Origin of the sequence: Cellulosimicrobium cellulans, from assembly GCF_016921195.1 — a bacterium.
In the GTDB taxonomy this organism is placed as follows: domain Bacteria; phylum Actinomycetota; class Actinomycetes; order Actinomycetales; family Cellulomonadaceae; genus Cellulosimicrobium; species Cellulosimicrobium cellulans_F.
In genome coordinates, this window is sequence record NZ_JAFGYF010000011.1 from 73,415 (window position 1) to 83,942 (window position 10,528).

Here is a 10,528-nt window from a genome sequence, read left to right on the forward strand (position 1 = left end):
GGACCCGCCCGACCTGTCCTCACTGGTTGCCGCACCGCGGTGCGGCACGAGAGCGGTCGTGACGAGCGAGCCGGGGCCCGCCCGTCACGACCGGTGGATCACTTGGCCTTCTCGAGGATCTCCGCGAGGCGCCACCGCTTGGTCGCGGACAGCGGGCGGGTCTCCATGATGAGCACCAGGTCGCCCACGCCGGCAGAGTTCTGCTCGTCGTGCGCCTTGACCTTGCTCGTGCGGCGGATGACCTTGCCGTAGAGCGGGTGCTTGACCCGGTCCTCGACCTCGACCACCACGGTCTTGTCCATCTTGTCGCTCACGACGTAGCCGCGGCGCGTCTTGCGGTTCGCGCGCTCCTCGGCCGCCTCGGGCGCGTTCGTTGCGTTCTCGCTCATTCCAGCCTCACTCACTCGGCACTCGGCGCGGTACGGATGCCGAGCTCGCGCTCACGCAGGATCGTGTAGATCCGCGCGATGTCGCGGCGGACGGCCTTGAGGCGCCCGTGGCTCTCCAGCTGGCCGGTGGCCGACTGGAAGCGGAGGTTGAAGAGCTCCTCCTTGACCTTCTTGAGCTCGGCGACGAGCGTCTCGTCGTCCATGGCGTCGAGGTCGACGGGGGCGAGCCCCTTCGTTCCGATTGCCATCAGTTGCCACCACCCTCGCGCACCACGAAACGGCACTTCATCGGGAGCTTGTGGATCGCGCGGCGCATCGCCTCGCGAGCCAGGTCCTCCGGGACACCGGCCAGCTCGAAGACGATCCGGCCGGGCTTGACATTGGCGACCCACCACTCGGGCGAACCCTTACCGGAACCCATGCGGGTCTCGGCAGGCTTCTTGGTCAGGGGACGGTCCGGGTAGATGTTGATCCAGACCTTGCCGCCACGCTTGATGTGACGGGTCATCGCGATACGAGCAGCCTCGATCTGGCGGTTCGTGACGTACGCCGGCTCGAGAGCCTGGATGCCGTACTCGCCGAACGCGATCTGCGTGCCACCCTTCGCCGCGCCGGAGCGCGACGGGTGGTGCTGCTTGCGGTGCTTGAGCCTGCGCGGGATCAGCATGACTCAGGCCTCCGTTCCGGTCTCAGGGGCCTTCGCCTCCGCGGCGGGAGCAGCCTGCTCGGGCGCCGCCGGCGACTCGGACGCGGGGGTCCGCTCGGCCGAACGCTCGGGACGACGGCCGCCACCACGACGGTCGCCGCCGCGCTCACCGCGCGGGCCGCCACGGCCCTGGCGCGGAGCGGCCGTGGCCTGCTGCGCGGCGAACTCCTTCTCGGTGACGTCGCCCTTGTAGATCCACACCTTCACGCCGATGCGGCCGAACGTGGTGCGGGCCTCGAAGAAGCCGTAGTCGATGTACGCGCGCAGCGTGTGCAGCGGCACACGACCCTCGCGGTAGAACTCCGACCGGCTCATCTCCGCGCCGCCGAGGCGGCCGGAGACCTGCACGCGGATGCCCTTGGCACCGGCGCGCTGGGCCGACTGGATGCCCTTGCGCATCGCGCGACGGAACGAGACGCGGCTCGCGAGCTGCTCGGCGATGCCCTGGGCGACGAGCTGCGCGTCGACCTCGGCGTTCTTCACCTCGAGGATGTTGAGCTGCACCTGCTTGCCGGTGAGCTTCTCCAGCTCGCCGCGGATGCGGTCCGCCTCGGCGCCACGGCGACCGATGACGATGCCCGGCCGCGCCGTGTGGATGTCCACGCGGACGCGGTCACGGGTGCGCTCGATCTCGACCTTGGAGATGCCGGCGCGCTCGAGACCGGTGCTCATGAGCTTGCGGATCTGGACGTCCTCGCGGACGTAGTCGCGGTACCGCTGTCCGGGCTTGGTGCTGTCGGCGAACCAGCGCGACCGGTGGTCGGTGGTGATGCCGAGGCGGTACCCGTGCGGGTGAACCTTCTGTCCCACTATCGGGCACTTCCCTTCGTGTTCTCACGCGGAGCGACGACCACGGTGATGTGGCTGGTGCGCTTGAGGATGCGGTTCGCACGGCCCTGCGCCCGCGGGCGGAAACGCTTGAGGGTCGGGCCCTCGTCGACGAACGCCTCACGCACGACGAGCTCCTGCTCCTCGAACGCCTCGCTCGCACGGTCTGCCTTCACCCGGGCGTTGGCGATCGCGCTCTCCACGACCTTGCGGACGGGCTCGCTCGCCGCCTGCGGTGCGAACTTCAGCACCGCGACGGCCTCGGAGGCCTGCTTGCCACGGATGAGGTCCACGACGCGCCGGGCCTTCTGGGGCGTGACACGGACGAACCGCGCCTGCGCCTTGGCTTCCATTGCTGTCCTGCCTTCTTGTCTCTTGACCGTCCAGGTCGTCACCAGACTGACCCGGGGGTCAGCGGCGACGACCCTTCTTGTCGTCCTTCACGTGGCCGCGGAAGGTCCGCGTGGGAGCGAACTCGCCGAGCTTGTGGCCGACCATCGACTCGGTGACGAACACCGGCGTGTGCTTGCGACCGTCGTGCACGGCGAACGTGTGACCGAGGAAGTCGGGCGTGATGACCGACCGACGGGACCAGGTCTTGATGACGTTCTTGGTCCCCTTCTCGTTCTGAGCGTCCACCTTCTTCTGCAGGTGGTCGTCGACGAAGGGGCCCTTCTTCAGGCTACGAGGCATGTCTCCAGGCTCCTATCAGCGCTTCTTGCCGGTACGGCGACGACGCACGATCAGCTTGTCGCTCGGCTTGTTGGGACGGCGGGTACGACCCTCCGGCTGGCCCCACGGGCTCACCGGGTGGCGACCACCGGAGGTCTTGCCCTCACCACCACCGTGCGGGTGGTCGATCGGGTTCATGGCGACACCACGGACGGTCGGGCGCTTGCCCTTCCAGCGCATGCGGCCGGCCTTGCCCCAGTTGATGTTCGACTGCTCGGCGTTGCCCACCTCGCCGACCGTCGCGCGGCAGCGCAGGTCGACGTTGCGGATCTCGCCGGAGGGCATGCGCAGCTGCGCGTACGGCCCGTCCTTGGCGACGAGCTGCACCGACGCACCGGCCGAGCGGGCGATCTTCGCGCCGCCGCCGGGCTTGAGCTCGATGGCGTGGATGACCGTACCGGTCGGGATGTTGCGCAGCGGCAGGTTGTTGCCGGGCTTGATGTCCGCGCCCGCGCCGTTCTCGACGACGTCGCCCTGCTTGAGCTTGGCCGGCGCGATGATGTAGCGCTTCTCGCCGTCCGCGTAGTGCAGGAGCGCGATGCGCGCGGTGCGGTTGGGGTCGTACTCGATGTGCGCGACCTTGGCGGGCACGCCGTCCTTGTCGTGGCGACGGAAGTCGATCACGCGGTACGCACGCTTGTGGCCACCACCCTTGTGACGGGTGGTGATCCGGCCGGAGCTGTTGCGGCCGCCGCTCTTCGAGAGCGGGCGGACCAGAGACTTCTCCGGCTGCGAGCGCGTGATCTCGGCGAAGTCGGCGACGCTCGAGCCGCGGCGGCCGGGCGTCGTCGGCTTGTACTTACGGATTCCCATGGGGATCTGTCCTCAATCTGCTCTCGTCGGCTCAGCCGAAGATGTCGATCGTGCCCTCGCGGAGGGTGACGATCGCACGCTTGGTGTCCTTGCGCTTGCCCAGGCCGAAACGCGTGCGACGCGTCTTGCCCTTGCGGTTGATCGTGTTCACCGAGGCGACCTTGACCGAGAAGATTTGCTCGACGGCGATCTTGATCTCGGTCTTGTTGGCCCGCGGGTCGACGACGAACGTGTACTTGCCCTCGTCGAGCAGGCCGTAGCTCTTCTCGGAGACGACCGGCGCGAGGATCACGTCACGGGGGTCCTTGGTCACGGTGGTCACTTCGCGGCCTCCTCGGCAGCAGTCTCGTCCGCCTCGGTGGAGGTGGCGACGGCCTTCGCGGAGCGACCCGTGGCCGGGCCCGCCAGGAACGCGTCGAGCGCGCCCTGCGTGAAGACGACGTCGTCGGAGACGAGCACGTCGTAGGTGTTGAGCTGGTCGGCCACCAGGAGGTGGACCTGCTCGACGTTCCGCAGCGACTTGATCGTCAGCTCGTCGCCACGCTCGGTGACGACGAGGACGTGCTTGCGCTCGGAGAGCTTGGCGAGCGTCGAGACCGCGGTCTTGGTCGACGGCAGGCCGTCGACGCCGAAGCCGGTCACGACGTGGACACGGCCGTTGCGGGCGCGGTCCGAGAGGGCACCGCGGAGCGCGGCGGCCTTCATCTTCTTGGGCGTCCGCTGGTCGTACGAGCGCGGCGTCGGGCCGTGGACGGTGCCACCGCCGGCGAACTGCGGCGCACGGGTCGAACCCTGGCGGGCGCGGCCGGTGCCCTTCTGCTTGTACGGCTTGCGACCACCACCGCGGACCTCGCCGCGGCTCTTGGTGTCGTGGGTGCCCTGGCGTGCAGCGGCACGCTGGGCGACGACGACCTGGTGGATCAGCGGGACGTTGAGCTCGACGTCGAACACCTCGGCGGGGAGCTCGGCGGTGCCGGCCTTCTTGCCCTTGGGGTCCAGTACGTCAACGGTCAGAGCGGACATGGTGTTCACGCTCCCTTCGCGGCGCTGCGCACGAGGACGACGCCGCCCTTGGGGCCGGGAACCGCGCCCTTGACGAGCAGCAGACCCTTCTCGGCGTCGACCGCGTGGACGGTCAGGTTCTGGGTGGTCTGGCGGGCGTTGCCCATGCGACCGGCCATGCGCAGGCCCTTGAACACGCGCGACGGGGTCGAGGCCCCACCGATCGAGCCCGGCTTGCGGTGGTTGCGGTGCGCACCGTGCGAGGCGCCCACGCCGGAGAAGCCGTGACGCTTCATGACACCGGCGGTGCCCTTGCCCTTGGTCGTGCCCACGACGTCGACCACGGCACCGGCCTCGAAGGCCTCCGCGGTGATCTCCTGGCCGAGCGAGTACTCGGCGGCGTCGGTGGTGCGGACCTCGGCGACGTGGCGGCGCGGCGTGACGCCGGCCTTCTCGAAGTGGCCCTTGAGCGGCTTCGTGACCTTGCGCGGGTCGATCTGCCCGTAGGCGAGCTGCACGGCGGCGTACCCGTCGGCGTCGGCCGTGCGCACCTGCGTCACGACGTTCGTGCCGACGGCGACGACGGTCACGGGCACGAGGCGACCGGCCTCGTCCCAGAGCTGCGTCATCCCGAGCTTCGTGCCGAGCACCGCGGTGACCGGACGAGCGTTCTGCTGGGGAATGGTCATGATGTCCTCCAGCCTCAGAGCTTGATCTCGATGTTCACGTCGGCAGGCAGGTCGAGACGCATGAGCGAGTCGACGGCCTTCGGCGTGGGGTCGATGATGTCGATCAGCCGCTTGTGCGTGCGCATCTCGAAGTGCTCGCGGCTGTCCTTGTACTTGTGAGGCGACCGGATGACGCAGAAGACGTTCTTCTCCGTCGGCAGCGGCACCGGACCCACGACCGTTGCACCAGCGCGCGTCACCGTGTCGACGATCTTGCGCGCCGAGCTGTCGATGACCTCGTGGTCGTAGGACTTGAGCCGGATGCGGATCTTCTGTCCCGCCATGGCGTCGTCTGACTCTCTCTCTCGAACCGCTAGCTGTCCGACCCCCGCGCTCGGGCGTGTCGCGTAGTCGCGACGCACCTGGGCGCACACGCCGAGAGGCGCAGGGCCGTTGGATATGTGATCCACCGTCCGCACCGTGCTGACGCACGGCTCCGCGGACCGGATCACAACGTTTGTGCGAGCCTGGTCGGAACGTGTGTTCCGCGGGGTACTCGATCCATGGCGACAGAGAGCTCAACCCGCAGACCCGGGACGAGATCCCGGGGTCCTGGTCCTCCTCGAGAGGACCGGTTCAACACACTGTTCGACACGTGAAAGAGCGCACCCGTAACAGGCAACCTGAACAGTCTGCCACACGAAGACCGCCCCGTCCAAGTCGAGACCGGCCGGGGGGCTGTGACGGTGACCGCAGGGACCGTCTCCGCGGGGACGGTAACCGCAGGCCGAAGGCCCGGCCCCGCGGGCGGGACCGGGCCTTCGACGAGCGCTGCGAGGCAGCGTCAGATCACTTGAGGATCTTGGTGACGCGGCCGGAGCCGACGGTGCGGCCACCCTCACGGATGGCGAAGCCGAGGCCCTCCTCCATGGCGATCGGCTGGATGAGCTCGACCGTCATCTCGGTGTTGTCGCCGGGCATGACCATCTCGGTGCCCTCGGGCAGCGTGATGACGCCGGTGACGTCCGTCGTGCGGAAGTAGAACTGCGGACGGTAGTTCGAGTAGAACGGGTTGTGACGGCCGCCCTCGTCCTTGCCCAGGATGTAGACCTGCGCCTCGAACTGCGTGTGCGGGGTGATCGAGCCCGGCTTCACGACGACCTGGCCGCGCTCGACGTCCTCGCGCTTGATGCCGCGCAGGAGCAGACCGGTGTTGTCGCCGGCCTGAGCCTGGTCCATCTGCTTGTGGAACGTCTCGATACCCGTGACCGTGGTCTTCTGGGGCGCGCGGATGCCGACGATCTCGACGTCCGAGTTGAGGTCGAGCGTGCCACGCTCCACCTTGCCGGTGACGACCGTGCCACGACCCGTGATCGTGAAGACGTCCTCGACGGGCATGAGGAACGGCTTGTCGAGCTCGCGGACGGGCTCCGGGACGTTCTCGTCCACGGCCTCCATGAGCTCGATGATCTTCGCGGTCCACTCGGGGTCGCCCTCGAGCGCCTTGAGGCCGGAGACGCGCACGACCGGCGCGTTGTCGCCGTCGAACTCCTGCGAGGAGAGGAGCTCGCGCACCTCCATCTCGACGAGCTCGAGGATCTCCTCGTCGTCGACCATGTCGGACTTGTTGAGCGCGACGAGCAGGTACGGCACGCCGACCTGGCGGGCGAGCAGGACGTGCTCGCGCGTCTGGGCCATCGGACCGTCGGTCGCGGCGACCACGAGGATCGCGCCGTCCATCTGGGCGGCACCGGTGATCATGTTCTTGATGTAGTCGGCGTGACCCGGGGCGTCGACGTGCGCGTAGTGACGCTTCGGCGTCTCGTACTCGATGTGCGCGATGTTGATCGTGATACCGCGCTGCTTCTCCTCGGGAGCCGCGTCGATCTCGTCGAAGTTGCGCTGGACGTTCGCCGGCAGGTCCGGGTACGTGTCCGCGAGCGTCTTCGAGATCGCCGCCGTCAGCGTCGTCTTACCGTGGTCGACGTGACCGATGGTGCCGATGTTGACGTGCGGCTTGGTCCGCTCGAACTTGGCCTTAGCCACTGGGGTCCTCCTGGGACTTGGGTAGATGTGCCGAACGTTGCGAATGTCGACCGAGAGATCCTACATCCGCGGGGCGTTGCGGTTTCCTACAGGTTGATGGTTGTGCGGGTCTTCGACCTGTGGGGACTCACTCGCCCCGGGTCTTCTTGATGATCTCTTCGGCAACGTTCCGAGGAACCTCGGCGTAGCTGTCGAACTGCATCGAGTACACGGCGCGGCCCTGGGTCTTGGACCGGAGGTCGCCGATGTACCCGAACATCTCTGACAACGGTACGTGGGCCCGGACGACCTTCACACCCGTCGCGTCCTCCATGGACTGGATCATTCCACGACGTGAGTTCAGGTCGCCGATGACGTCGCCCATGTACTCCTCGGGCGTACGCACCTCGACCGCCATCACCGGCTCCAGCAGAACCGGGTCCGCCCGCTTGACGCCCTCCTTGAGGACCATCGAGCCGGCGATCTTGAACGCCATCTCCGAGGAGTCGACCTCGTGGTAGGCGCCGTCGAGCAGGGTCGCCTTGACCCCGACCAGCGGGAAGCCGGCGAGCACGCCGAGCTCCATCGCGGACTGGATACCCGCGTCGACGCTCGGGATGTACTCGCGCGGGATGCGACCACCGGTCACGGCGTTGTCGAACTCGTAGAGCTCGCCCTCGGCCGTGTCGAGCGGCTCGAAGGTCACCTGGACCTTGGCGAACTGCCCGGAGCCACCGGTCTGCTTCTTGTGCGTGTACTCGATCTTCTCGGCCTTGCGGCGGATCGTCTCGCGGTACGCGACCTGCGGCTTGCCGACGTTGGCCTCGACCTTGAACTCGCGACGCATGCGGTCGACGAGGATGTCGAGGTGGAGCTCGCCCATGCCGCCGATGACGGTCTGACCGGTCTCGTCGTCCAGCTTGACGCGGAAGGTCGGGTCCTCCTCGGCGAGCTTCTGGATCGCCGTCGAGAGCTTCTCCTGGTCGGCCTTCGTCTTCGGCTCGATCGCGACGTCGATGACGGGCTCCGGGAAGCTCATCGACTCGAGGATGACCGGGTTCGCCATGTCGCTCAGCGTGTCACCGGTCGTGGTGTCCTTGAGGCCGATGACCGCGTAGATGTGACCGGCGCTCGCCTCGTCGACCGGGTTCTCCTTGTTGGAGTGCATCTGGAAGATCTTGCCGACGCGCTCCTTCTTGCCCTTGGTCGAGTTCGCGACCTGCTGGCCGGGCTCGACGCGACCGGAGTACACGCGCACGTAGGTGAGCTTGCCGAAGAACGGGTGCGCCGCGACCTTGAAGGCGAGCGCGGAGAACGGCTCCGTGGCGTCGGGGTGACGCTGGACGACCTTCTCCTCGTCCTTCGGGTCGTGACCGTCGATCGCCGGCACGTCGAGGGGCGACGGCAGGTAGTCGATGACCGCGTCGAGCATGGGCTGGACGCCCTTGTTCTTGAACGCGGAGCCGCACAGGACGGGGAACGCCTCGCCCGCGATGACGAGCTTGCGGATGCCGGCCTTCAGCTCGGCGACCGTCAGCTCCTCGCCACCGAGGTACTTCTCGAGCAGCTCCTCGTCGGCCTCGGCGACGGCCTCGACGAGCTCGCCGCGGTACTTCTCGGCCTTCTCGACGAGGTCCGCCGGGATCTCCTCGGTGTCGTACGCCTCGCCGAGCTGGGTCTCCCCGTGCCAGACGAGCGCCTTCATCTCGAGGAGGTCGACGACGCCCGTGAAGTCGCTCTCGGCGCCGATGGGGAGCTGGACCACCAGCGGCTTCGCCTTGAGGCGGTTGATGATGGTGTCGACGGTGAAGTAGAAGTCCGCGCCGAGCTTGTCCATCTTGTTGACGAAGCAGATGCGGGGGACGTTGTACTTGTCCGCCTGGCGCCACACCGTCTCGGACTGGGGCTCCACGCCCTCCTTGCCGTCGAAGACCGCGACGGCCCCGTCGAGCACGCGCAGCGAGCGCTCGACCTCGACCGTGAAGTCGACGTGGCCGGGCGTGTCGATGATGTTGATCTGGTTCTTGTTCCAGTAGCACGAGACGGCGGCGGACGTGATGGTGATGCCGCGCTCCTTCTCCTGCTCCATCCAGTCGGTCGTCGACGCGCCGTCGTGCGTCTCGCCGAGCTTGTAGTTGACACCCGTGTAGAACAGGATGCGCTCGGTGGTCGTGGTCTTCCCGGCATCGATGTGGGCCATGATGCCGATGTTGCGGACCTTGCTCAGGTCGGTCAGCACGTCAAGTGCCACGGTCTGCTTCCCTCGTTAGATGGGTTGAGTCGGGGGCGCTGCTCGGACCGGGGTGACCGGCCTCGGACCCGCCGACGGCCCCGGGGACGCCTCGGTCCCCGGGGCCCGTCGTGCGGACTACCAGCGGTAGTGGGCGAAGGCCTTGTTGGACTCCGCCATCTTGTGCATGTCCTCGCGGCGCTTGACCGCGGCACCGAGGCCGTTGCTCGCGTCGAGGATCTCGTTCATGAGGCGCTCCGTCATGGTCTTCTCGCGACGTGCGCGCGAGTAGTCCGTGAGCCAGCGCAGCGCGAGGGTCGTCGCACGTGCGGGGCGCACCTCGACCGGGACCTGGTAGGTCGCACCACCGACGCGGCGCGAGCGGACCTCGAGCGCCGGGCGGACGTTCTCCAGCGCGCGCTTGAGCACGACGACCGGGTCGCCGTCGGTCTTCGCGCGGACGCCCTCGAGGGCGCCGTAGACGATCGACTCGGCGGTGGACTTCTTGCCGTCGAGCAGCACCTTGTTGATGAGCTGCGTGACGACGGGCGACCCGTAGACGGGGTCGACGATGAGCGGCCGCTTCGGGGCCGGGCCCTTGCGAGGCATCAGCTCTTCTCCTTCTTGGCGCCGTAGCGGCTGCGGGCCTGCTTGCGGTTCTTCACGCCCTGCGTGTCGAGCGCGCCGCGCACGATCTTGTAGCGCACACCCGGGAGGTCCTTCACACGACCGCCGCGCACGAGCACGATGGAGTGCTCCTGGAGGTTGTGGCCGACGCCGGGGATGTAGGCCGTGACCTCGACCTGGGAGGAGAGCTTCACGCGAGCGACCTTGCGCAGCGCGGAGTTCGGCTTCTTCGGGGTGGTGGTGTACACGCGCGTGCACACACCGCGCCGCTGCGGGGAACCCTTGAGGGCGGGAGTCTTGGACTTCCCCACCTTCGAGGTCCGCCCCTTGCGGACGAGCTGCTGGATCGTAGGCACTACGTCTCCGTGTCTTCTCGAGCTACCGGGGCTATCCCCGATGGTGGTCGTGCTGGCTGCTGGAGCCGATCGCACGAGGCACCCGCAGCGCGAGACACGCTGCAGCAGCCACCTACCACCGGCTCGATGGTCCGTCGCCCGCCCACGGGCAC

Annotated in this window: 15 protein-coding genes; all 15 read right to left on the reverse strand. The window is 68.0% G+C overall.

The window, feature by feature from the left end; translation table 11 throughout:
• Nucleotides 1-98: 98 nt before the first annotated feature.
• The 15 genes from rpsQ to rpsL all read right to left on the reverse strand — a co-directional run bounded on the left by rpsQ (nucleotide 99) and on the right by rpsL (nucleotide 10,376).
• A complete protein-coding gene (rpsQ, locus tag JN535_RS17850) occupies nucleotides 99-389 on the reverse strand; it encodes a 30S ribosomal protein S17 (RefSeq protein WP_047233816.1) in 291 nt (96 codons plus the stop codon).
• 11 nt (nucleotides 390-400) lie between these two features.
• Nucleotides 401-637: a 50S ribosomal protein L29 gene (gene rpmC, locus JN535_RS17855; protein WP_021480429.1), complete on the reverse strand. Its 237-nt coding sequence runs from the start codon at nucleotides 635-637 to the stop codon at nucleotides 401-403.
• Entirely contained in the window at nucleotides 637-1,056 is a 420-nt protein-coding gene (rplP, locus tag JN535_RS17860) for a 50S ribosomal protein L16 (protein WP_047233815.1), read from the reverse strand. Before rplP ends, rpmC begins: the two co-directional genes overlap by 1 nt.
• A gap of 3 nt (nucleotides 1,057-1,059) precedes the next feature.
• Entirely contained in the window at nucleotides 1,060-1,905 is an 846-nt protein-coding gene (gene rpsC, locus JN535_RS17865) for a 30S ribosomal protein S3 (protein ID WP_205207173.1), read from the reverse strand.
• Nucleotides 1,905-2,276 carry a 50S ribosomal protein L22 gene (gene rplV, locus JN535_RS17870; protein WP_021479879.1) on the reverse strand — a complete coding sequence of 124 codons (372 nt, stop codon included), beginning with the start codon at nucleotides 2,274-2,276 and terminating at the stop codon, nucleotides 1,905-1,907. The genes rpsC and rplV overlap by 1 nt, the downstream gene beginning before the upstream one ends.
• A gap of 58 nt (nucleotides 2,277-2,334) precedes the next feature.
• On the reverse strand, nucleotides 2,335-2,616 hold the full coding sequence (gene rpsS / locus JN535_RS17875; RefSeq protein ID WP_021479878.1) for a 30S ribosomal protein S19: 282 nt from the start codon (nucleotides 2,614-2,616) through the stop codon (nucleotides 2,335-2,337).
• Between the two features lie 15 nt (nucleotides 2,617-2,631).
• Entirely contained in the window at nucleotides 2,632-3,468 is an 837-nt protein-coding gene (rplB, locus tag JN535_RS17880) for a 50S ribosomal protein L2 (protein ID WP_087471313.1), read from the reverse strand.
• A gap of 31 nt (nucleotides 3,469-3,499) precedes the next feature.
• On the reverse strand, nucleotides 3,500-3,790 hold the full coding sequence (gene rplW / locus JN535_RS17885) for a 50S ribosomal protein L23 (protein WP_021479876.1): 291 nt from the start codon (nucleotides 3,788-3,790) through the stop codon (nucleotides 3,500-3,502).
• Entirely contained in the window at nucleotides 3,787-4,491 is a 705-nt protein-coding gene (gene rplD, locus JN535_RS17890) for a 50S ribosomal protein L4 (protein ID WP_047233829.1), read from the reverse strand. The genes rplW and rplD overlap by 4 nt, the downstream gene beginning before the upstream one ends.
• 5 nt (nucleotides 4,492-4,496) lie before the next feature.
• The gene (rplC, locus tag JN535_RS17895) at nucleotides 4,497-5,159 is read right to left on the reverse strand and encodes a 50S ribosomal protein L3 (protein WP_047233811.1); all 663 of its coding nucleotides are present in this window, start codon (nucleotides 5,157-5,159) and stop codon (nucleotides 4,497-4,499) included.
• Between the two features lie 14 nt (nucleotides 5,160-5,173).
• A complete protein-coding gene (rpsJ, locus tag JN535_RS17900; RefSeq protein ID WP_012867945.1) occupies nucleotides 5,174-5,482 on the reverse strand; it encodes a 30S ribosomal protein S10 in 309 nt (102 codons plus the stop codon).
• A 505-nt stretch (nucleotides 5,483-5,987) separates the two neighbouring features.
• Complete coding sequence (tuf, locus tag JN535_RS17905) at nucleotides 5,988-7,184, reverse strand: elongation factor Tu (protein ID WP_024840309.1); 1,197 nt, start codon at nucleotides 7,182-7,184, stop codon at nucleotides 5,988-5,990.
• Nucleotides 7,185-7,311: 127 nt separating this feature from the next.
• Nucleotides 7,312-9,414 (reverse strand): elongation factor G, encoded by a 2,103-nt coding sequence (fusA, locus tag JN535_RS17910; protein ID WP_205207174.1) that lies wholly within the window; start codon nucleotides 9,412-9,414, stop codon nucleotides 7,312-7,314.
• A 117-nt stretch (nucleotides 9,415-9,531) separates the two neighbouring features.
• The gene (gene rpsG / locus JN535_RS17915; protein WP_021479870.1) at nucleotides 9,532-10,002 is read right to left on the reverse strand and encodes a 30S ribosomal protein S7; all 471 of its coding nucleotides are present in this window, start codon (nucleotides 10,000-10,002) and stop codon (nucleotides 9,532-9,534) included.
• Nucleotides 10,002-10,376, reverse strand: a complete 375-nt coding sequence (gene rpsL / locus JN535_RS17920; RefSeq protein ID WP_021479869.1) for a 30S ribosomal protein S12 — start codon at nucleotides 10,374-10,376, stop codon at nucleotides 10,002-10,004. Before rpsL ends, rpsG begins: the two co-directional genes overlap by 1 nt.
• Between the last annotated feature and the right edge of the window lie 152 nt (nucleotides 10,377-10,528).